The 20740-nt window shown below is 63.3% G+C and carries 16 protein-coding genes and 1 tRNA gene; 11 read left to right on the top strand and 6 right to left on the bottom strand.

Annotated elements, in window-relative coordinates; genetic code table 11:
- Window positions 1-53: 53 nt before the first annotated feature.
- The 5 genes from Q0L30_RS21045 to Q0L30_RS21025 form a co-directional block, all read right to left on the bottom strand.
- A complete protein-coding gene (locus Q0L30_RS21045) occupies window positions 54-1178 on the bottom strand; it encodes a porin (protein ID WP_296660669.1) in 1125 nt (374 codons plus the stop codon).
- A 764-nt stretch (window positions 1179-1942) separates the two neighbouring features.
- Window positions 1943-2017, bottom strand: a tRNA-Val gene (locus tag Q0L30_RS21040).
- 48 nt (window positions 2018-2065) lie between these two features.
- Window positions 2066-2824: a DNA polymerase III subunit epsilon gene (dnaQ, locus tag Q0L30_RS21035; RefSeq protein ID WP_296660666.1), complete on the bottom strand. Its 759-nt coding sequence runs from the start codon at window positions 2822-2824 to the stop codon at window positions 2066-2068.
- 42 nt (window positions 2825-2866) lie between these two features.
- On the bottom strand, window positions 2867-3316 hold the full coding sequence (gene rnhA / locus Q0L30_RS21030) for a ribonuclease HI (RefSeq protein WP_293035204.1): 450 nt from the start codon (window positions 3314-3316) through the stop codon (window positions 2867-2869).
- Window positions 3313-4146, bottom strand: coding sequence for a class I SAM-dependent methyltransferase (locus tag Q0L30_RS21025; protein WP_296660655.1), 834 nt, complete (start codon window positions 4144-4146; stop codon window positions 3313-3315). The genes rnhA and Q0L30_RS21025 overlap by 4 nt, the downstream gene beginning before the upstream one ends.
- 21 nt (window positions 4147-4167) lie before the next feature.
- Between Q0L30_RS21025 and gloB the strand changes: the two genes are divergently transcribed.
- The 6 genes from gloB (at window position 4168) to Q0L30_RS20995 (ending at window position 13180) form a co-directional block, all read left to right on the top strand.
- Complete coding sequence (gloB, locus tag Q0L30_RS21020; protein ID WP_296660652.1) at window positions 4168-4977, top strand: hydroxyacylglutathione hydrolase; 810 nt, start codon at window positions 4168-4170, stop codon at window positions 4975-4977.
- Window positions 4978-5130: 153 nt separating this feature from the next.
- Complete coding sequence (locus tag Q0L30_RS21015) at window positions 5131-6780, top strand: transglycosylase SLT domain-containing protein (RefSeq protein ID WP_296660648.1); 1650 nt, start codon at window positions 5131-5133, stop codon at window positions 6778-6780.
- 650 nt (window positions 6781-7430) lie between these two features.
- Window positions 7431-8588: a glutamine-hydrolyzing carbamoyl-phosphate synthase small subunit gene (gene carA, locus Q0L30_RS21010; protein ID WP_296660644.1), complete on the top strand. Its 1158-nt coding sequence runs from the start codon at window positions 7431-7433 to the stop codon at window positions 8586-8588.
- Between the two features lie 176 nt (window positions 8589-8764).
- Complete coding sequence (gene carB / locus Q0L30_RS21005; RefSeq protein WP_296660641.1) at window positions 8765-12019, top strand: carbamoyl-phosphate synthase large subunit; 3255 nt, start codon at window positions 8765-8767, stop codon at window positions 12017-12019.
- A 182-nt stretch (window positions 12020-12201) separates the two neighbouring features.
- On the top strand, window positions 12202-12678 hold the full coding sequence (gene greA / locus Q0L30_RS21000; RefSeq protein ID WP_296660639.1) for a transcription elongation factor GreA: 477 nt from the start codon (window positions 12202-12204) through the stop codon (window positions 12676-12678).
- A gap of 61 nt (window positions 12679-12739) precedes the next feature.
- On the top strand, window positions 12740-13180 hold the full coding sequence (locus tag Q0L30_RS20995) for a DUF4149 domain-containing protein (RefSeq protein WP_296660636.1): 441 nt from the start codon (window positions 12740-12742) through the stop codon (window positions 13178-13180).
- Window positions 13181-13353: 173 nt separating this feature from the next.
- Here Q0L30_RS20995 and Q0L30_RS20990 read toward each other — a convergent pair whose 3' ends face one another.
- Entirely contained in the window at window positions 13354-13899 is a 546-nt protein-coding gene (locus Q0L30_RS20990; RefSeq protein WP_296660633.1) for a YhbY family RNA-binding protein, read from the bottom strand.
- Between the two features lie 225 nt (window positions 13900-14124).
- On the opposite strand from Q0L30_RS20990, the gene Q0L30_RS20985 reads away from it, so the two are divergent.
- The 5 genes from Q0L30_RS20985 (at window position 14125) to pstS (ending at window position 20726) form a co-directional block, all read left to right on the top strand.
- Window positions 14125-14787 (top strand): RlmE family RNA methyltransferase, encoded by a 663-nt coding sequence (locus Q0L30_RS20985; RefSeq protein WP_296660695.1) that lies wholly within the window; start codon window positions 14125-14127, stop codon window positions 14785-14787.
- Window positions 14788-14998: 211 nt separating this feature from the next.
- Window positions 14999-16888: an ATP-dependent zinc metalloprotease FtsH gene (gene ftsH / locus Q0L30_RS20980; RefSeq protein ID WP_296660631.1), complete on the top strand. Its 1890-nt coding sequence runs from the start codon at window positions 14999-15001 to the stop codon at window positions 16886-16888.
- Window positions 16889-16994: 106 nt separating this feature from the next.
- A complete protein-coding gene (gene folP, locus Q0L30_RS20975) occupies window positions 16995-17915 on the top strand; it encodes a dihydropteroate synthase (protein WP_296660628.1) in 921 nt (306 codons plus the stop codon).
- Between the two features lie 40 nt (window positions 17916-17955).
- Window positions 17956-19308, top strand: a complete 1353-nt coding sequence (gene glmM, locus Q0L30_RS20970) for a phosphoglucosamine mutase (protein WP_296660626.1) — start codon at window positions 17956-17958, stop codon at window positions 19306-19308.
- 386 nt (window positions 19309-19694) lie between these two features.
- Entirely contained in the window at window positions 19695-20726 is a 1032-nt protein-coding gene (gene pstS / locus Q0L30_RS20965; protein ID WP_296660623.1) for a phosphate ABC transporter substrate-binding protein PstS, read from the top strand.
- Window positions 20727-20740: the final 14 nt, after the last annotated feature.

The following is a 20740-nucleotide window of genomic DNA, read 5'->3' as shown; positions in this document are numbered from 1 at the left end:
ACGCATGCGGTTCAGTGCTGAATCAGCAGTCCCGGCAGATGGCCGGGGTTCTTTTAGAAGATGTTGCGCAGACCGATGGCGACGCCGGTCTGGTTGTTGTGGCCCGGATAGGCGACGAGGTATGCGCCCGTGCCGCGCGTATAGTCGACCGTGCCATAGACTTCGGTGCGCTTGGACAGCGCGTACTCAGCCAGCAGCGTGCCCGAATAGTTGTGGCCACCGCCGAGCGTATTGTTGAGCATCGTCGCGTTTTGCGTGCGACCGTAGTAGCCAACAGCGGTAATCAGGAGCGGCGCGGTAGCTTGCCACGTCGTGCCGATGTAGAAGTTGTTGTCGATACGGTTCGGGCTGGGGTTCAAACCGAGCGGGAGTCCGTCGCCACTTTGAACCTGTGCGTTGTCAACCGTGCCGGTCCGGTCCTGCGAGCGAAGCCAGCCAGCCATCAGGCGCACCGTCGGAACGACCGTGTAAACCACGCCTACGTTAACCTGATTCCACTTCCCTTGGGCACCGGTGGCGTTGAATAGGGCGCCGCGCACGGGGGCGTCGTTCTGTTGCCAGCCAACGATACCTTCCACCGGTCCGAACGTGTACGTTGCGGTCAGGCCGTACATGCTGTCCTTGCCGACGCTGCCCGCCTGGTTGCCGAAGCCGTACATTGCCTTCACGCTCAACCCGCCGAGCGTCTTGGCGTACTTGATCGAGTTGTCGGAGTACAGGAAGGGGCCAACCGGGTTGTAGATCCAGCTGTCTTGCCAGTAATCGCCAACGGTCAGCGGGTCAAACGTGTTGCCCATTTCTTCGAAGAACGGCGTTTGCTGGCGACCAAAGGTCAGCGTGCCGAACTCGTCGCTCGACAGGCCGACCCATGCGGCGCGCTTGAAGAGCTGGTTGGACGAGCTGTCGAGCTTGCCGCTCCACAGCTGGAATTGATTTTCGAGCTTGAAGATAGCCGACAGACCGCCGCCCAGATCTTCCTTGCCCTTCAAGCCCCAGCGGCTAGGCGTAACAGCGCCTACAGTCATGCCGATGAGGTTGTTGTTGGCTGAATCTGCGTTGGTCTGGAAACGGATGGCGGTGTCAACGATACCGTACAGCGTGACGGAGCTTTGTGCGAAAGCCGATTGTGCCGAGAGCGCAAGCAGGGAAGCGCCGAGCGCTGCAGTAGTCTTTTTCATCGTGTCGTCCTCGTTATTGATTTAGGTTTAAGCAGGCAATGTGCGGCGGTGTGGACGTGGAGCACGCGTTCTCCATTAATGCCCATGCCTTCGATGAGGGATAATATTTGCGCCGATTTCAAAACGGCTAGTAATTATTTAAAGTGTCGCATGGCTGCAACATACCTATGAGTTGCGGTGGGGCTTGAATATGGGGCGTATTGCGGCCGGCGATTACCACCTGGCGGACCGCTGTGGCGCCTGCGCGAAGCGCGGTGCGGGTGTGATGCGCCATCGGCTTCGGATATCCGCTGGTGTTTCCTGGTACGTGCCCTGCCAATCTCAACGGCGCTGTGCGTGTATGGCGTCGCACGAATTCAAGCTCGCCAATGATGTGGTTTGCTAAACAAATTGCGCGGCAAATCTGCCATCTGGCCCATCTCCCACTTGCCGACCTGGTAAGACGCTATCCCCGCCTGGCGGCAGAAGGTTGTTCGCTGAATCGCTGCGGCCAACGTTGATTGCGCAGTCAACGTTCGATGGTCAGACCGGCTGCACCGTGCAACGCACTCACGCTGTTGCAAGCGTGACAGAGCGATACATCGGATCCGCTCACGGCTTACGGCGCATTTAGTGCGTCAATCCAGATTCATCGCCGTAACGGCACAGCCCGGATCTGGCCTGGGTTTGCCCGGGTTGACCACGGATTGGCGCGACAAAAACGAAAAGGGCTCGCGCCTTTCGACGCGAGCCCTTGTTCTTCGGTGATTTACACCCACGAATTCTGGTGGGTAGTACTGGGATCGAACCAGTGACCCCTGCCGTGTGAAGGCAGTGCTCTACCGCTGAGCTAACCACCCGAAGAGCTTTGAATTATGACGAACTTTTCGAGGCTTGTAAAGTGCTTTTTAAGCAGATTGCGTAGCAGCCGCTGTTTCGGCCGATTTCGCTTCTTCCGCCGCGGGCTGCGTGCGCCATACGCTCGTGCCCTTGAGCGACTTGTCGATGCCGTCGAGCACTGCATCGTGCGCCGCGTGCTCTTCCGCGCTCGCGGCGATCACGGGCAGCACAAGCGTCTCGATCTGCACGCGCGGCGCAGCAACGTCGCCGGCTGTAGCGGTCTCGCCCAGCATGTCGATGACGAGGCTGTCCTGGCCGCGCGTCATCGCGAGGTACACCTCCGCGAGCAGTTCCGAGTCGAGCAGTGCGCCGTGCAACGTGCGGTGCGCGTTGCTGATGCCGAAGCGCTCGCACAGCGCATCGAGCGAATTGCGCTTGCCCGGGAAGATCTGCTTGGCCTGCACCAGCGTGTCGATAATCTCGGCGCAGTGCTCCCGGAACGGCGGCTTGCCGAGCGACGAAAGTTCGGCGTCGAGGAAGCCGATGTCGAACGGCGCGTTGTGGATGATGATGTCCGCGCCCGTCACGAAATCGAGGATCTCATTGGCGACTTCGGCGAACTTCGGCTTGTCCGAAAGGAACTCGGTCGTCAGGCCGTGCACGGCGAGCGCGCCCGGATCGCTGTCGCGTTCCGGATTGACGTAGAAGTGCAGGTTTTTGCCGGTGAGCCGGCGGTTCACCAGCTCGACGCAGCCGATTTCGATGATGCGATCGCCCGTGCGGGCGTTCAGGCCGGTGGTTTCGGTATCGAGAATGATCTGGCGCATGTCGGATAAATCAGGTTGCTACGTGTGAAGGCGCGGGGCGGCTCAGAGTTCGGCAAGCGAGGCGACGCCGCGGTTCGCGAGCGCGTCGGCGCGCTCGTTCTCCGGGTGGCCGGCGTGGCCTTTCACCCAGCGCCATTCGACCTCGTGCTGCGCGACGAGCGCGTCGAGCCGTTTCCACAGGTCGTCGTTTTTGACGGGCGTTTTCGCGGCCGTCATCCAGTTCTTTTTCTTCCAGCCGTGGATCCACTCGCTGATGCCTTTCTGGACATATTGCGAGTCGGTGTGGACGATCACGCGGCACGGGCGCTTGAGCGCCTCGAGCGCGGCGATCACGCCCATCAGCTCCATGCGGTTGTTGGTCGTCACGGCCTCGCCGCCGAACAGCTCTTTTTCCTGCGTGCCGAAGCGCAGCAGCGCGCCCCAGCCGCCGGGGCCGGGATTGCCCTTGCAGGCGCCGTCCGTGAAGATCTCGACGAAATCGGGAGCAGTCATGTTTCCTTGTTGCGTGTAGGGGAGGGCGTGGTGGCGGCGGCCTTCAGGCTCGGCGCGAGCACCGGCTTTTTGACCTTCAGCGGGCCGACGAGGTGCATGCCGCGCACGCGCTTGATCGCCGTGACCATATAGACGGCGCCGAAGATCGGCCACCAGCGGTCGCCGGCGGCTTCCATGAAGGCGTAACGCGCAAGCCACTTGTCGGTGGCGAGCGGCGGACGATAGCAGCCAAAGCGCCCGCGCTCAAGCTCGAAGCCCAGCAGCTTGATCCAGTCCTTCAGCCGTGTGAACGCGATCAGGTCCTGCCGCGCAGGCAGGAACGGCTGCCCGGCGAGTTTGCCCACCGACTGCCGCGCGCCCCAGAGCGACAGCGAATTGAAACCGACGATCAGCAACTGGCCTTCGGGCATCAACACGCGCTCGGCTTCGCGCAGGAGGCGGTGCGGGTCGCTCGTGAATTCGAGCGTGTGGGGCATCACGATGAGATCGACGCTCTGCGCCTCGAACGGCAGATCGAGCAGGTCGCACCAGACGGTGCTGCGGCCTTCGGGTGCATGGCGCGCCTGTATGACGCCGCTGCCGCCGTCGGCGTGGGCAGACGGCGCAGTGTATGGCGCGCTCGTCGCGCTCGCGCCATCGAGCACGAGACCGCGGCACGACATGCGGTTCTCGCGCAGGGCGTCGAGCTGCGGCATGCCGAGCTGCAGCGCGTGGTAGCCGAAAATATTCGATACCACCCGGTCGAGCTGTTCCTGTTCCCAGTCGAGGACGTACTTACCGGCGGGCGAAGCGGTCCAGGCGGGCCAGTCTATAATCGTTCGGTCAGACATGTCGAAGAATTCGCCGCCCCAATGAAGAGTCCGCTTTCGTACGAATACGTACCGGTTCCGGCTTTTGAAGACAACTACATCTGGGTCGTTTCGGACGGCCACAATGCAATCGCCGTCGATCCGGGCGATGCCGCACCGGTTCGCGCCTGTCTGGCGAAACGCGGCTGGCGGCTCGTCGCTATTTTACTCACCCATCACCACAAGGACCACGTCGGCGGGGTGGCCGCTCTGCTGCATGACGAGCAGGTTCCCGTTTATGGACCGTCCGGCGAAGCGCTCGGGCCACTCGATCCCTTCGTCACGCGCGTGGCGGGCGGCGAACGCATACATCTTGAGGCGCCTGCGCTCGACTTCACGGTCATCGACGTGCCGGGCCACACGCGCGGACATATCGCGTACTTCCAGGATGCCGACCCTGCCGGCACGCCGCACATCTTCTGCGGCGACACGCTCTTTGCGTGCGGCTGCGGCCGGCTCTTCGAAGGCACGCCCGCGCAGATGCTCGCGTCGCTGGATGCGCTCGCGGCGCTGCCCGGCACCACGCAAGTGCATTGCGCACACGAATACACGCTGTCGAATATCCGCTTCGCGCTGGCCTGCGACCCGGACAACGCTGCACTGCGCGCGTGGAGCCGCGACGCGGCGGCCCTGCGCGAGCGCGGCATACCGACGCTGCCAACCACGATTGCGCACGAACGCGCCGTGAATCCGTTTCTGCGCGCGAGCGATGCCGCCGTTCAGGCGACGCTGGCGGATCAGCTGCATGAAACGGTGCCGGACCGGCTGGCCGCATTCACGCTAATGCGCGAATGGAAGAACAAGTTCCGCTGACCCGAACCCGCCGATGGGTAAGCTCATCCCATGAGTGTGGAACCGCACCCAACTTGCGGATTTTCATGACTTTTTCGAATATTTTCGATTGACGGGAACACGCGGCTTCCGTACTATCGGCTGCAAATTCCAGCCATGCGGATGTAGATGTTTATGCGATTTATCTTTAGTGCGCTGCTGGTCCTGATGCTCGCCGCCTGCGCGAGCGGGGGACCATCTGCGAATCGTTCGGGCTCCTCCACCCAAGATCCCCAGGCCGCCGCCGACCAGCTCCGCAAGACCTCCGCCGCAAAAGAAACCATCGACGTCGATAATGCCTCGGTCAGTCAACTGACGAGCGCGGATGCCGATCTGTGGGGACGTATCCGCCGCGGCTTCCAGATTCCCGATCTGCAAACCGACCTCGTCGACATGAACGCGAACTGGTACGCCGAGCGTCCGGACTACGTCGCGCGCATGACGGAGCGTTCGCAGAAGTACCTGTACCACATCGTCGAAGAACTCGAAGCGCGCCACATGCCGACCGAGCTGGCGCTCTTGCCGTTCATCGAGTCCGCGTACAATCCGCAGGCGCTCTCCGTCGCGAAGGCCGCGGGCATGTGGCAGTTCGTCCCGGGCACCGGCCGCACGTACAACCTCAAGCAGAACATGTGGCAGGACGAGCGCCGCGACGTGCTCGCCTCGACGAGCGCCGCGCTCGACTATCTCTCGCGCCTGCACGACATGTTCGGCGACTGGTATCTCGCGCTTGCCGCGTACAACTGGGGCGAGGGCAACGTGCAGCGCGCGATCGCGCGTAATCAGGCTGCGGGTCTGCCGACCGACTACCAGAGCCTGCGCATGCCCAACGAGACGCGCAATTACGTGCCGAAGCTGCAGGCCGTCAAGAACATCGTGATGAATCCGCAGCAGTACGGCCTCACGCTGCCGACGATCCCGAACCACCCGTATTTCGTCACGGTCACCACGTCGCGCGACATCGACGTGGACGTTGCCGCGAAGCTCGCGAACATGACCACCGACGAATTCCGCTCGCTCAATCCCTCGTTCAAGAAGCCCGTGATTCTCGGCGCGACGCAGCCGCAGATCCTGCTGCCGTTCGACAATGCGAGCGCGTTCGAGCAGAACCTGAAGTCGTACGAGGGGCAACTGTCTTCGTGGACGGTCTACACGACCGATTCGCGCGCGACGCCCGCGGCGATTGCGCAGAAGATCGGCGTGGACGCGGGTACGCTGATGTCGGTGAACAAGATTCCGGCTGGCATGCGGTTGAAGGCGGGCTCGACGATCGTCGTGCCGCGCACCGACGACAACGACGACGAGGACATCAGCGCCAACGTCGCCGAAAGCGCCGTGCTCGCCATGGAGCCGGATGTGCCCGACACACGCAAGATGCTGATCCGCGTGCGCCGCAAGCAGTCGATGGAAGCGGTGGCGAGCCGTTACGGCGTGCCGGTCGGCAAGTTGAAGTCGTGGAACAAGACGCATCGCGATCTCGTCATGCCGGGTCAGGTGCTCGTTCTGCACGTGCCGGTCGGCAAGGCGATGCCGAGCGAACCGGGTCCGGTGCGCATCGCGACAAACGTGTCGGGTGGCGCCGTGCAGCACATCGGCACCCGGGTTGCAGACACTGGGCCAAAGTCGCGCTACGATAAGAAGCATGGTCGCGTGCGCGTCGAGATCACCAAGGTTTCCGAACCGGTGAAGGTCAAGTCGTCGAGCGCCGCGCCTGTCAAGGCGTCGAAGGTGACGGCGAGCCGCCAGAAGGCCGTCACCCATACGCACAAGCGGAAAGCACAATAGCGGCTTGCGAAGGGTGACTTCATGCGTTGCGGGGGCAGCGCATGGCAATTCGCTCCGATCACTCATCGTTTGACTTCATGCGCCGCCACCACACGTGTGGCGGCGTTTTCATTCGTGCCGCGGCAGCGCGAGGTTCGGCCCGGATTCAACAAAGGGTGCAATCAGGCGCGTAATCGAGGGCGCAAACGCAGCGCCTTGTGGCGGGGCGCCCGGGGGCTATAGTGAAAAGGGTGTTGCGCCCGCTTTTACACCGGGCGTTGCATCGGTTGGCGCGCGCCTGTCTGCGCACGCCAGTCCGGGGCGACTCATCCTGGAATTTGAATGAAAGGGTATTTTCGCGCTATAATTTGAAGGTTTGAGCTTATCAACCCGCACCCTAGCGCCTACCTCCCCCCATCCGTTCATCCGCCGCCCGCGAATTGCGCCTCTGGCCGCCGGCGCCGACCGAAGCCCGCCCCGACACCTTGCGTGTGGAGTGCAGAACCCAGGTCCGGCAGTACCGCAGCCAGTCCCACCGCAAAATGCGACAAAAGCGAGCAAACCGGCGAGCGAGCCGCGCGCGCATCCCGAGGATGCCGACGCCGCAGCCGCCGCAAGGTTACCGGTCGGATAAACAGGTCGGCACAGGGTGTTCCCCCAAGGAGCCTCCCGTGTTGCCGTCTTTCTCTCCCGCTCTGCTCGCGCTTGCCGACGGCACGGTCTTTCGTGGTTATTCGATCGGTGCGCCGGGCCATACGATCGGTGAAGTCGTGTTCAACACGGCCATCACCGGCTATCAGGAAATCCTGACCGACCCGAGCTACGCTCGCCAGATCGTTACCCTCACGTATCCGCATATCGGCAACGTCGGCGTCAATGCCGAAGATGTCGAAGCCACGAAAGTCCATGCCGCCGGGCTGATCATCCGCGACTTGCCGGCGCTCGCGTCGAATTTCCGCATGGAGCGCACGCTCGGCGACTATCTCCGCGACGAAGGCGTCGTGGCGATCGCCGGCATCGACACGCGCAAGCTCACGCGCATTCTGCGCGACAAGGGCGCACAAAACGGCGCCATTCTCGCCGGTTCCGACGACGAAGCGAAGGCCATCGAACTCGCGCGCTCGTTCCCGGGCCTCGCGGGCATGGACCTCGCGAAGGTCGTCTCGACGGGCGAACCGTACGAGTGGACGACCACCGAGTGGCGTCTGGGCGAAGGCTATGGCAAGCAGGCCGCGCCGAAGTACAAGGTCGTCGCGTTCGACTACGGCGTGAAGCAGAACATCCTTCGCATGCTGGCCGAGCGTGGCTGCCACGTCACCGTGCTGCCCGCGCAGGCCACGGCTGCCGACGCGCTCGCGCTTAACCCGGACGGCGTGTTTCTCTCGAACGGCCCAGGCGACCCGGAACCGTGCGACTACGCGATCAAGGCGACGCAGGAATTCATCGCGCGCGGCATCCCGACGTTCGGGATCTGCCTTGGCCACCAGATCATGGGCCTCGCGGTCGGCGCGAAGACCATGAAGATGAAGACCGGCCATCACGGCGCGAACCATCCGGTGAAGGATCTCGGCGACGGCCGCGTCGTCATCACGTCGCAGAACCACGGTTTTGCGGTCGATGCCGATACGCTGCCCGCCAACGCGCGCGTCACGCACGTCTCGCTCTTCGACGGCACGCTGCAAGGGTTCGAACTGACCGACAAGCCCGCATTCTGCTTCCAGGGGCACCCGGAAGCATCGCCGGGCCCGCACGACATCGGCTATCTGTTCGACCGCTTCATCGCGCTGATGGACGAAGCGAAGGGCGAGAAGCGCAGCGTGGCGGCGTAAGGCTCGCACGCGCAAGGCGCGAGCCAGCATCAGGCAAGGACGCGCAGCGAGCCGCGTGCGACACAGGGCGGCCCACGCGCGCATCCGGCGGTGAGCGGCGCAGCATGCGTCGAGCGCGTTGAGCGCCGCGCCCCGTCCACCGGACCAAAGACACAGGGATATTTAGCGAGAGCGTTATGCCGAAGCGGACAGACATCAAGAGCATTCTCATCATCGGCGCGGGTCCGATCATCATCGGCCAGGCGTGCGAGTTCGATTACTCGGGCGCGCAGGCCTGCAAGGCGCTGAGAGAAGAGGGCTACAAGGTCATTCTCGTCAACAGCAATCCGGCGACGATCATGACCGACCCGAACACGGCCGACGTCACCTACATCGAGCCGATTACGTGGGAAGTGGTGGAGCGCATCATCGAGAAGGAGCGCCCCGACGCGATCCTGCCGACGATGGGCGGCCAGACCGCGCTGAACTGCGCGCTCGACCTGCATCATCAAGGCGTGCTGAAGAAGTACGGCGTCGAGCTGATTGGCGCATCGCCCGAGGCGATCGACAAGGCCGAGGACCGCCAGAAGTTCAAGGACGCGATGACGAAGATCGGCCTTGGATCGGCGAAGTCGGGCACGGCGCACTCGATGGAAGAGGCGATCAAGGTCCACGCGGAAATCACGGCGGCCACGGGCACGAGCGGCTATCCGGTCGTGATCCGCCCGTCGTTCACGCTCGGCGGCTCGGGCGGCGGCATCGCCTATAACCGCGAAGAATTCGAAGAGATCTGCAAGCGCGGTCTCGACCTTTCGCCCACGCGCGAACTGCTGATCGAAGAGTCGCTGCTCGGCTGGAAGGAGTACGAGATGGAAGTGGTCCGCGACAAGGCGGACAACTGCATCATCATCTGCTCGATCGAAAACCTCGATCCGATGGGCATCCACACCGGCGACTCGATCACCGTCGCCCCGGCGCAGACACTCACCGACAAGGAATACCAGATCCTGCGCGACGCCTCGCTCGCGGTGCTGCGCGAGATCGGCGTGGACACGGGCGGCTCGAACGTGCAGTTCTCGATCGACCCGCGCACCGGCCGCATGATCGTGATCGAGATGAATCCGCGCGTGTCGCGTTCGTCGGCGCTCGCGTCGAAGGCCACGGGCTTCCCGATCGCGAAGGTTGCGGCGAAGCTGGCCGTCGGCTACACGCTCGATGAGCTGCGCAACGAAATCACCGGCGGTCAGACCCCGGCGTCGTTCGAGCCGACCATCGATTACGTCGTGACGAAGATTCCGCGTTTCGCGTTCGAGAAGTTCCGCGAAGCCGATCCGCGCCTCACCACGCAAATGAAGTCGGTGGGCGAGGTGATGGCGATCGGCCGCACGTTCCAGGAATCGTTCCAGAAGGCGTTGCGCGGCCTCGAAGTCGGCGTGGACGGTCTGGACGAAAAGACCGCGAGCCGCGACGAGATCATCCGCGAAATCGGCGAAGCCGGCCCGGACCGCATCTGGTACGTGGGCGACGCGTTCCGCGTCGGCATGACGCGCGAAGAGATTTTCGAGGAAACGGCAATCGATCCGTGGTTCCTCGCGCAGATCGAAGAAATCATCCGCAAGGAAGCGGCGCTCAAGGACCGTACGCTCGAAAGCCTCTCGAAGGACGAGTTGCGCTACCTGAAGCAAAGCGGCTTCTCCGATCGTCGTCTGGCGAAGCTTGTCGGTGCGAGCGCCGACGACGTGCGCCGCCGCCGCATCGCGCTGAACGTGCGCCCGGTCTACAAGCGCGTGGACACGTGCGCGGCCGAATTCGCGACGAAGACCGCCTACATGTACTCGACCTACGAGGACGAGTGCGAAGCGAATCCGACGAACAACAAGAAGATCATGGTGCTGGGCGGCGGCCCGAACCGGATCGGTCAGGGCATCGAATTCGACTACTGCTGCGTGCACGCCGCGCTCGCGATGCGCGAAGACGGCTACGAAACGATCATGGTCAACTGCAATCCCGAGACCGTTTCGACCGACTACGACACCTCGGATCGTCTGTACTTCGAGTCGCTCACGCTTGAAGACGTGCTCGAAATCGTCGACAAGGAAAAGCCGGTGGGCGTGATCGTGCAGTACGGCGGCCAGACGCCGCTGAAGCTCGCGCTCGACCTCGAAGCGAACGGCGTGCCCATCATCGGCACGTCGCCGGACATGATCGACGCCGCCGAAGACCGCGAGCGCTTCCAGAAGCTGCTGCAGGACCTCGGTCTGCGCCAGCCGCCGAACCGCACCGCGCGCACCGAAGACGACGCGCTCAAGCTCGCCGACGAAATCGGCTATCCGCTCGTCGTGCGCCCGTCGTACGTGCTCGGCGGCCGTGCGATGGAAATCGTTCACGAGCCGCGCGACCTCGAGCGCTACATGCGCGAGGCCGTGAAGGTCAGCAACGACTCGCCGGTGCTGCTCGACCGCTTCCTGAATGACGCGATCGAATGCGACGTCGACTGCATCTCCGATGGCGAAGCAGTGTTCATCGGCGGCGTGATGGAGCACATCGAGCAGGCGGGCGTGCACTCGGGCGATTCGGCTTGCTCGCTGCCGCCGTACTCGCTCTCGAAGGAAACCGTCGCCGAACTCAAGCGTCAGACGGCTGCGATGGCGAAAGCGCTGAACGTGGTCGGCCTGATGAACGTGCAGTTCGCCATCCAGCAGGTTCCCGCCGATGACGGCTCGAAGAAGGACGTCATCTACGTGCTGGAAGTGAATCCGCGTGCTTCGCGTACGGTGCCGTACGTGTCGAAGGCCACGAGCCTGCCGCTCGCGAAGATCGCGGCGCGCGCAATGGTCGGCCAGACGCTTGCACAGCAGGGCGTGACCAAAGAAGTCGAGCCGCCGTACTTCAGCGTGAAGGAAGCGGTGTTCCCGTTCATCAAGTTCCCGACCGTCGACCCGGTGCTCGGACCCGAAATGCGTTCGACCGGCGAAGTGATGGGCGTGGGCAAGACCTTCGGCGAAGCGCTCTTCAAGTCGCAGCTCGCGGCCGGATCGCGCCTGCCGGAATCGGGCACGGTGTTCATCACCGTGATGGACAGCGACAAGCCGAAGGCCGTCGAAGTCGCGCGCATGCTGCACGAACTCGGCTACGGGCTGGTTGCGACGCGCGGTACGGCTGCTGCAATCGAGGCAGCCGGCGTGCCGGTGAAGGTCGTGAACAAGGTGAAGGACGGTCGTCCGCACATCGTCGACATGATCAAGAACGGCGATATTTCGCTGGTCTTCACGACCGTCGATGAAACGCGCGCGGCCATTGCCGATTCGCGTTCGATCCGTATGAGCGCGCAGGCCAACAAGGTCACGTACTACACAACGATGTCGGGTGCGCGGGCTGCCGTCGAGGGATTGCGCTACCTGAAGAACCTGGACGTCTATGATTTACAAGGACTTCACGCTCGCCTAAACTAAGACTTCGACTGTCTGTCTAATCACCATCGAGGCGGGTAACTCCGCTAGCTGCCGCGGTTAAGCGGCGTCCCACAGGGTCTACGTCCGGCGCGTTTCAACGTCGCCGGTACCTTCATGGGATGCACTTAACCGCGGTGATTTTTTTTATGGCCCCAAGGCCATCTGGGCTATTTGAATTGTCTATGAGCACGATTCCCCTGACCCGGCGCGGCGCAGATCAATTGCGCGGAGAACTCCAGCGCCTGAAATCCGTCGAGCGTCCGGCGGTCATTAATTCCATTGCCGAAGCGCGTGCGCAGGGCGATTTGTCCGAAAACGCGGAATACGACGCGGCGAAGGAAAAGCAGGGCTTCATCGAAGGCCGCATCGCCGAGATCGAGTCGAAGCTCGCTGCGGCGCAAGTCATCGATCCGTCTTCGCTGGAGGCGGACGGCCGTATCGTGTTCGGTGCGACCGTCGATCTCGAAGACCTCGAATCGGGCAAAACCGTCACGTATCAGATCGTCGGCGACGACGAAGCGGACCTCGAGCACGGTCTCATTTCGGTCAGCTCGCCGATTGCGCGCGCGCTGATCGGCAAGTCGGAAGGCGACGTTGCTGCGGTGCAGGCGCCCGGCGGCGTGCGCGAGTACGAAGTTATCGACGTTCGCTACATCTGACGGGTAAGCCCGCGTGAGTCCCGCTCCCTCGGCTGCACACCGTCTGTTCGGCCTCCTGGCCATGCTCTGGGTGGGCAGCCAGCTGACTATCGGCTATGTGGCCGCCCCGGTACTGTTTGGCTCTCTCGACCGAATGACAGCCGGCTCGATCGCCGCGCAGCTCTTTCGGATCGAAGGGCTCGTCGGCCTTACGTGCGGCGTGCTGATGCTCGCGCTGTCCAACGTGCTGGTGCGGCGCGGCGTAGAGCGGTACCGGCGCTTGCGCTGGCTGCTGGCCGGGATGCTGTTGTGTGTGCTGATCGGCTATTTCGCGGTGCAGCCGTTCATGAACGCGTTGCGCGTACACGCCGCGGTTGCCGGCGTGGATATCGCGAATTCGCCTGATGCGGCGCGCTTTGGCATCCTGCACGGCGTGTCGAGCTTGTTCTATTTGATCAGTAGCCTGCTGGGCATTGCGCTCGTGTGGCTGCTGCCCGCCGCATGGCGGTCTCGCGCGGCGTAGCACGACGGGGAGTAGTGCGGAAGTGCTGCACGTGAGCGCACCGTTCTGAGGCCTGTGGGCCTGTCTGCCGCTTTCTTCTTCTGCTTTCCTTGCCGTGCGTTACTTGCAGAATCGCCACCCGCGCCGCTACGTGCGGGCGGCGCGATGGTGCGATTGGCATGCTGTGCAGCGGCTTACTTCGAACCCTGGTGCCCGCGCTTGCTGCTGGTCTGGCGCTTCTTGGCGCGTTTGACGTTGCCGCCTTGCGTGACGCGCTCGTTGCCCTTGACGACCACGTTCTGCGGCTTGGGGCGGCGCATCGGGTTTTCGGAAGGCTTGACGACCTTGACGATGCGCGGGGCTGCGCCGCGCGTGCCGGTTTCGCGCGCGCTCGGCACGTCGCCGGCCGGGCGCTTGACGGTGCCGCGGGCGCCGGCGCGGGCGGTGGCGGTCGTCGGTGCGGCTTCTTCGGGCTTCCAGATCACGAGCAGCTTGCCGATGTGCTGGACCGGTGCCGCGCCGAGGCGATCGCAGATATCTTCGTAGATCGCGATGCGTTCTTCGCGCTCATCGCCGAACACGCGCACCTTGATAAGCTGGTGCGCTGCAAGGTGAACCTTGATTTCTTTTACAACGGCGTCGGTCAACCCTTCCGCGCCGATGAGCACGACTGGTTTGAGCGCATGAGCCGCGGAGCGAAGTTCGGCGCGCTGCTCGGCAGTGAGAGTGAGGGCGGGCATGGGATGTGGCAGACTCGACTAAAATGACGGCGCCCGGCGGGCCGAAATGAGCCTCTCGGGGCTCACCCGGCGGGCAGCGCATCGGAACAACGGAAAAAACCGTGGGGACGGCAAGACGCGGGCGTGAGCCGGCGTGGATCAGCCGGACGGGCCGCGATGGCCGCACGAATAAAGCGCGTATTATCCGCTAAAAGCGCGCAATCACGCAGCAAGAGTTCACCTTTAATGGCAAAAAACCGCTTCAACCAGTCGTGGTTGCACGACCATATCAACGACCCGTACGTGAAAATGGCGCAACGGGAGGGCTACCGTGCTCGCGCCGCATACAAGCTTAAGGAAATCGACGAGCAGGACAAGCTGATCCGCCCTGGCATGGTGATCGTGGATCTCGGCGCGGCGCCGGGCAGCTGGAGCCAGTACGTGCGCAACAAGCTCGCGCAGGGCGCGAAGCGCGACGGGGAACGGCAGGGCGGCGTCGACGGCACGATCATTGCGCTCGACCTGCTGCCGATGGAGCCGATCGCCGATGTCCAGTTCATCCAGGGCGACTTCCGCGAGGACAGCGTGCTTGCGCAACTCGAAGAAATTGTCGGCGAGCGTCCGGTGGATCTTGTAATTTCGGACATGGCGCCCAATCTCTCGGGGGTGGCGTCGGCGGACGCCGCGCGTATTGAGCACGTGTGCGATCTCGCACTCGAGTTCTCGCAAAACCATCTGAAACCTGATGGCGCCCTTTTAGTAAAATGCTTTCATGGCAGCGGTTATAGCCAGATCGTCGAAAAATTCAAGCATCAGTTCAAAATTGTGGCCGCCCGCAAACCGAAAGCTTCGCGGGATAAATCGGCCGAAACGTTTATATTGGGTAAACAGCTGAAGCAGCCGCGTTGACGCGGGTATCGATTACGGTGTGCAGGGCAGGGTGAAGAAGCGTGTCGGCGGCGGAACCTGAAAGCCAGCCGAAACGCTTTGCGCACAAGGCCCGGAGGCTATTCCCGCGCCAGCGAAACGTTATGGCGGGTGCCTGCGTACTGGATTAGAATGCTTTGGTGGTGCCGCAAGGCAAATGTAGGCGCCCGTCTATGAGTGAAGGAGTGGTGCTTTGAACAACAACATGTTTTCGAAGGCGGCAGTGTGGCTGGTTATCGCACTGGTGCTGTTTACGGTGTTCAAGCAGTTCGACAAGCCCCGTGTCCAGGAAGGCGTTTCCTATTCGCAGTTCATGGACGACGCGAAGAGCGGCAAGGTCAAGAGCGTCGTGGTGCAGGGGCGGAACCTCACGGTCACTCCGGCGGATGGCCAGAAATACCAGATCGTGTCGCCCGGCGACATCTGGATGGTCGGCGACCTGATGAAGTACGGCGTGCAGGTGAGCGGCAAGGCTGACGAAGAGCCGAACGCGCTCGTTTCCGCGCTGTACTACCTCGGACCGACGATCCTCATCATCGTGTTCTGGTTCTACATGATGAGACAGATGCAGGGGGGCGGCAAAGGCGGGGCCTTCTCCTTTGGTAAATCGCGCGCCCGCCTGATCGACGAGAACAACAACGCCGTCAATTTCTCCGATGTCGCGGGCTGCGACGAGGCCAAGGAAGAGGTCTCCGAACTCGTCGACTTCCTGCGCGATCCCCAGAAATTCCAGAAGCTCGGTGGGCGCATCCCGCGTGGCGTGCTGCTCGTCGGCCCCCCCGGCACCGGTAAGACGCTGCTCGCGCGCGCCATCGCGGGCGAAGCGAAGGTGCCGTTCTTCAGCATTTCCGGTTCGGACTTCGTTGAAATGTTCGTCGGTGTCGGCGCGGCTCGCGTGCGCGACATGTTCGAGCAGGCCAAGAAGCACGCGCCTTGCATCGTGTTCATCGACGAAATCGACGCCGTCGGCCGCCATCGCGGCGCCGGCATGGGCGGCGGCAACGACGAGCGCGAACAGACGCTGAACCAGATGCTGGTCGAGATGGACGGCTTCGAGGCGAACTCGGGCGTCATCGTGATCGCGGCAACGAACCGTTCGGACGTGCTCGACAAGGCGCTGCTGCGTCCGGGCCGTTTCGATCGTCAGGTCTATGTGGGCCTGCCCGACATTCGCGGCCGTGAGCAGATCATGAAGGTCCACCTGCGCAAGGTGCCGATCGCCAACGACGTCGACGCTGCGGTCATCGCACGCGGCACGCCGGGCTTCTCGGGCGCCGATCTCGCGAACCTCGTGAACGAAGCGGCGCTCTTTGCGGCGCGCCGCGGCAAGCGCATCGTCGAAATGCAGGACTTCGAGGACGCGAAGGACAAGATCTTCATGGGTCCGGAGCGCAAGTCGGCGGTTATCCGCGAGGAAGCGAAGCGCGCTACCGCGTACCACGAGTCGGGCCACGCCGTGATCGCGAAGCTGCTGCCGAAGGCCGATCCGGTCCACAAGGTCACGATCATTCCGCGCGGCCGCGCGCTCGGCGTGACCTGGCAGTTGCCGGAGCACGACAACGAAACGTATTCGAAGGACTATCTGCTCGACCGTCTGGCCATTCTGTTCGGCGGCCGCGTGGCGGAAGAGCTGTTCCTGAACCTCATCAGCACGGGTGCGTCGGACGACTTCAACAAGGCCACGCAGACGGCCCGCGCGATGGTTGCACGCTTTGGCATGACCGATGCGCTCGGACCGATGGTCTATGTCGACGACGACAGCGACGGCGGCCCGTTCGGCAAGGGCTTTACGCGCGCCATCTCGGAAGCGACGCAGCAGAAGGTCGACGCGGAAATCCGCCATGTGCTCGACGAGCAGTACAACCTCGCCAAGCGCATGCTCGACGAGAACCGCGACAAGGTCGAAGCGATGACCGCTGCGCTGATGGAGTGGGAAACGATCGACTCCGATCAGATCAACGACATCATGGCGGGTCGCCCGCCGCGCTCGCCGAAGAGCTCGCCGTCGGCTGGCGATGCTTCGTCGTCGGGCGGCAGCACGGGCAGCGAAGTGAAACCGGGCAGCGCGACTGCGCCGGCCTGATTCAGATTGCGCCAAATCAAGTAAAGTTGCGGGCCGGTGTGATTCCACATCGGCCCGCCTGCATTTCCGGCGACATCTCTTCGCTACACTTCTGACGTTCGTTGACGTGCCCGATACCACTGCGCAGAGTCTTTTGCTTCCTCAGTTGCCTCCTGAGCCGCTGAAGTGCGGCCGCTTCACGCTGACTTTCGAACGCCCGCTGGTCATGGGCATTCTGAATGTCACGCCTGATTCGTTTTCCGACGGCGGCCGTTATGTCGATCCCGGCGAAGCGCTGCGGCGCGCCGAGCAGATGCTGCTCGACGGCGCGGACATCGTCGACATCGGCGGGGAATCGACGCGGCCAGGTGCGCCGCCCGTGCCGCTCGCGGAGGAACTCGAACGCGTGATTCCGCTGGTCGAGCGGTTGCACGGAGCGAACGTGCCGCTGTCGATCGATACGTACAAGCCCGACGTGATGCGCCATGCGCTTGCGGCCGGGGCGGACATGATCAACGACGTCTGGGGTTTGCGGATGCCCGGCGCGATCGACGCCGTGCGTGCGAGCGATTGCGGGCTGTGCGTGATGCACATGCTCGGCGAGCCGCAGACGATGCAGATGGGCACGCCCGACTACACGGACGTCGTGAGCGAAGTGCGCGCATTCCTTACGGCGCGCGTAGCGGAACTCGAAGCGGCGGGCGTGGCGCGTGCGCGCATCAGCGTCGATCCGGGTTTTGGTTTTGGCAAGGCGGTGATCGAACATAACTACGCGTTGCTCGCGCATCTGCGGGATACGGCGCCGCGCGTACCGCGGGGCGCCGCACCCTATCCGGTGCTGGCGGGCATGTCGCGCAAGTCGATGCTGGGCGCGCTCGTGAACCGGCCCGCTGCGGAGCGCATCGCCGCGAGCGTGGCTGCTGCCGTGTGTGCGGCGGAGCGCGGTGCCGCCATTATTCGCGTTCACGATGTCGCGCAGACCGTGGACGCGCTGAAGATTTGGGCCGCTGTGCGCGAAGCCGCACGCAGCCAGGCCACCCCGGCGTAAAGCCGGACAAAGAGAACGGTAGAAGGAGAGGGATCGAAGGATGGGACGTCGTTATTTCGGAACGGATGGGGTTCGCGGCAAGGTCGGCTCGGCGCCGATCACGCCGGATTTTGTGCTGCGCCTCGGCTACGCGGCGGGCAAAGTGCTTGCGGGCGCTGCCGCGACTTCGGGCTCGCGCCCGTCTGTGCTCATCGGCAAGGACACGCGCATCTCGGGCTACATGCTCGAGGCGTCGCTGGAAGCCGGGCTTTCGGCGGCCGGCATCGACGTGATGCTGGCGGGCCCGATGACCACGCCTGGCATCGCTTACCTCACGCGCGCGCTGCGGCTCTCGGCAGGCGTCGTGATCAGTGCGTCGCACAACCCGTTCTACGACAACGGCATCAAGTTCTTTTCAGCCGATGGCAACAAGCTGCCCGACGAAGTCGAGCGGCAGATCGAGGAGCAGCTCGACCTGCCGCTCGACTGCGCGCCGTCCGAGCAGCTTGGCCGCGCACGACGCCTGGACGATGCAGGCGGCCGCTACATCGAGTTCTGCAAGAGCACGTTTCCGCAGGCGTACAACCTGCGTGGGCTGAAGCTCGTGGTCGATTGCGCGAACGGCGCAGCCTACGATATCGCGCCGCACGTGTTCCATGAACTCGGCGCGGACGTGATTCCGATCGGCGTTTCGCCGAACGGCTTCAACATCAACGACGGTGTCGGCGCGACGGCGCCCGACGCGCTGGTGCGCGCCGTGCGCGCGAATCAGGCTGATCTCGGCATTGCGCTGGACGGCGACGCCGACCGCCTGCAGGTGGTCGACGCACAAGGCCGCCTTTTCAACGGCGACGAGCTGCTTTACGTCCTCGTGAAGGACCGCATGGCGACCGACGGGAAGGTGGAAGGCGCGGTCGGCACGCTGATGACCAACCTCGCCGTCGAGCAGGCCATCGAGCGTCTTGGAGTGAAGTTCGTGCGCGCCGCAGTCGGCGACCGCTACGTGCTCGAACAGTTGCGCGAGCATGGCTGGCTGCTCGGTGCCGAAGGCTCCGGCCACATTCTCTCGCTCGACCGGCATACGACCGGCGACGGCATCGTTTCGGCGCTGCTGGTGCTCGCCGCGATGAAGCGCAGCGGGCACTCGCTTGCCGAACTGCTCGACGGCGTGACGCTGTTCCCGCAGAAGCTGATCAACGTTCGCATCGCGCAGGGCGCCGACTGGAAAGCTAACGGAGCCATCCAGCAGTCGGTTGCCGACGCCGAAGCCCAACTGAACGGCAAGGGCCGCGTGCTGATCCGCGCATCGGGTACGGAGCCGGTGCTGCGCGTGATGGTCGAGGCGCGCGAGCAGCACGACGCCGTCCACTACGCGGAAGCGATCGCCGCGACCGTCAAGCGCGCGATTGCCTGAGTCCGCCGCTGGCAGGGCCACGCGTGCGCGGCGATGCGAACGTCGCGCATCGGGCCACGCCGGCGAATTGTGACAGCCCATTACGACGTATTCGAATCGTTCCTCGAATTCGTCAAATTCTTTTCCCCACGCTTTCCAGAGGGACAGAACGCGCTCCAGCAGGAGCGCGTTCGTGTTGCCTGAATCACCATCCCCTACCTGTTAGAGCGGCTCAGAGGCCCGCTGTGCGAGCCGCAGCGGCAATGAACAAGGCGCATCATTCATTCGCTTCGCATCTTTCAGTCGGTAATGACATTGTCACGGTTGGTTCATGTACGGTCATGGTACTGTCACAATGAGACCCTAAGCTTCGCGGTGTCGTTTATCTGCTCACCACTGGAGGCCACATGAAATTGATGCAAACCGTGCTCGCTGGCGTCGCCGGCGCGCTCTTCGCGATCGCAGCGCAGGCAGCTGATATTACCGGCGCTGGCAGCACCTTCGCTGCACCGATCTACACGAAATGGGCGGACGCCTATCAGAAGTCGGGCGGCGGCAAGGTGAACTATCAAGGTATCGGTTCGTCGGGTGGCATCAAGCAGATCAACGCCAAGACCGTTGACTTCGCAGGTTCGGATGCCCCGCTGAAGGACGACGAACTGGCCAAGGAAGGCCTGTTCCAGTTCCCGACGGTGGTTGGCGGCGTCGTTCCGGCAATCAACGTGCCGGGCATCAAGGCTGGCGAAATCGTGCTGTCGGGCGCAGTGCTCGGCGACATCTACCTCGGCAAGATCAAGAAGTGGAACGATCCGGCCATCGCCGCCCTGAACCCGAAGGTCAAGCTGCCGGATCTCGACATCGCCGTGGTCCGCCGCGCCGACGGTTCGGGCACGAGCTTCATCTGGACGAACTACCTCTCGAAGGTCAACCCCGAGTGGAAGAGCAAGGTTGGCGAAGGCACGACCGTGAACTGGCCGACCGGCACGGGCGGCAAGGGTAACGACGGCGTTGCTGCATTCGTGCAGCGTCTGCCGGGCGCAATCGGCTACGTCGAGTGGGCGTACGCCAAGCAAAACCACATGGTCTACACTGCCATGAAGAACGAATCGGGCGCAGTCGTTCAGCCGACCACCGACACGTTCAAGGCCGCTGCAGCTGGCGCCGACTGGAAGAAGTCGTTCTACCAGATCCTGACGAACGAGCCGGGCAAGAGCGCATGGCCGGTCGTCGGCGCGACGTTCGTGCTGCTGCACACCGCACAGGACAAGCCGGAGCAGGGCAAGGAAACGCTCAAGTTCTTCGACTGGGCGTTCAAGAACGGCGGCGCTTCGGCTGACAGCCTCGACTACATTTCGCTGCCGCCGTCGGTCGTGAGCGAAATCAAGTCGCAGTGGAAAGAGAAGGTGAAGGACGCTAGCGGCAAGTCGATCGCCGAATAAGGCAGATTGAAGCC

The sequence above is a fragment of the Paraburkholderia sp. genome, assembly GCF_024281035.1.
Taxonomy (GTDB): Bacteria; Pseudomonadota; Gammaproteobacteria; order Burkholderiales; family Burkholderiaceae; genus Paraburkholderia.
The sequence above is the reverse complement of the archived record's forward strand: the minus strand, read 5'-3'. Positions and strand labels throughout refer to the sequence as shown.

Coding starts and splice junctions, on each gene's coding strand:
- Q0L30_RS20985 (WP_296660695.1), top strand. CDS start 14,125: ATGGCAAAAAACCGCTTCAACCAGTCGTGGTTGCACGACCATATCAAC.
- carB (WP_296660641.1), top strand. CDS start 8,765: ATGCCGAAGCGGACAGACATCAAGAGCATTCTCATCATCGGCGCGGGT.
- rnhA (WP_293035204.1), bottom strand. CDS start 3,316: ATGACTGCTCCCGATTTCGTCGAGATCTTCACGGACGGCGCCTGCAAG.
- Q0L30_RS20990 (WP_296660633.1), bottom strand. CDS start 13,899: ATGCCCGCCCTCACTCTCACTGCCGAGCAGCGCGCCGAACTTCGCTCC.
- pstS (WP_296660623.1), top strand. CDS start 19,695: ATGAAATTGATGCAAACCGTGCTCGCTGGCGTCGCCGGCGCGCTCTTC.
- Q0L30_RS21015 (WP_296660648.1), top strand. CDS start 5,131: ATGCGATTTATCTTTAGTGCGCTGCTGGTCCTGATGCTCGCCGCCTGC.
- Q0L30_RS21025 (WP_296660655.1), bottom strand. CDS start 4,146: ATGTCTGACCGAACGATTATAGACTGGCCCGCCTGGACCGCTTCGCCC.
- Q0L30_RS20995 (WP_296660636.1), top strand. CDS start 12,740: ATGCTCTGGGTGGGCAGCCAGCTGACTATCGGCTATGTGGCCGCCCCG.
- dnaQ (WP_296660666.1), bottom strand. CDS start 2,824: ATGCGCCAGATCATTCTCGATACCGAAACCACCGGCCTGAACGCCCGC.
- greA (WP_296660639.1), top strand. CDS start 12,202: ATGAGCACGATTCCCCTGACCCGGCGCGGCGCAGATCAATTGCGCGGA.
- glmM (WP_296660626.1), top strand. CDS start 17,956: ATGGGACGTCGTTATTTCGGAACGGATGGGGTTCGCGGCAAGGTCGGC.
- gloB (WP_296660652.1), top strand. CDS start 4,168: ATGAAGAGTCCGCTTTCGTACGAATACGTACCGGTTCCGGCTTTTGAA.
- Q0L30_RS21045 (WP_296660669.1), bottom strand. CDS start 1,178: ATGAAAAAGACTACTGCAGCGCTCGGCGCTTCCCTGCTTGCGCTCTCG.